Annotated in this window: 1 protein-coding gene; it reads right to left on the bottom strand. The window is 63.9% G+C overall.

Annotation, left to right across the window (positions count from 1 at the left end; genetic code table 11):
• Nucleotides 1-51: 51 nt before the first annotated feature.
• Complete coding sequence (locus tag NS355_RS17650; RefSeq protein WP_058746862.1) at nt 52-453, bottom strand: SufE family protein; 402 nt, start codon at nt 451-453, stop codon at nt 52-54.
• Nucleotides 454-587: the final 134 nt, after the last annotated feature.

Raw genomic sequence — 587 nt, forward strand, 5'->3', positions numbered from 1 at the left:
CGGGAGGGGATGGGGGAGGGGCGGGTGTCTCAGCGAGCCTGCAGCCACAAATCAATACCGCCCGGCGGTCTCCCGGATCAACGCGATCATGTTCGGAATTCCCTGGGTCCGGTTGGAACTCAGCTGGTTCTTCAGATCGAACGGGGCCAGTTCGCCCTCGATATCGGTCGCCAGGATTTCCGCAGGCGTCTTGTCCTGCACCGTCTTCAGCACCAGCGCGATGATCCCCTTGGTAATCGCCGCATTCGAGTCCGCCAGGAAGTGCAGCCCCTCGGCATCACCCTTGGTCGGATAGACCCAGACCGAGGCCGAGCATCCCCGCACCAGCGTCGCATCGGTCTTCAACGCCTCGGGCATCGGCTCCAGCGCACGGCCCAGATCAATCAGCAGGCGATAGCGATCGTCGGCGTCGAGAAATTCATATTCGTCGCGGATTTCGGCAAGATCGGACATGGCATTGTCCGCTACCCGGTGCGCGATCCCGCGACAAGCCGGTCGCGGTCGATCGGGGGCAGGAGCAAGGGGGAGGGCCATTCCCACCTGTCCCATGCGATGGTCAGAGGTCGACGCCCGCCGCGATGGCTTCG

It is taken from the genome of Sphingomonas yabuuchiae (assembly GCF_001477495.1).
Lineage (GTDB): Bacteria > Pseudomonadota > Alphaproteobacteria > Sphingomonadales > Sphingomonadaceae > Sphingomonas > Sphingomonas yabuuchiae_A.

Bases quoted from the DNA above. Each gene is read 5' to 3' on its own strand.
- NS355_RS17650 (WP_058746862.1), bottom strand. From the start codon at position 453: ATGTCCGATCTTGCCGAAATCCGCGACGAATATGAATTTCTCGACGCC.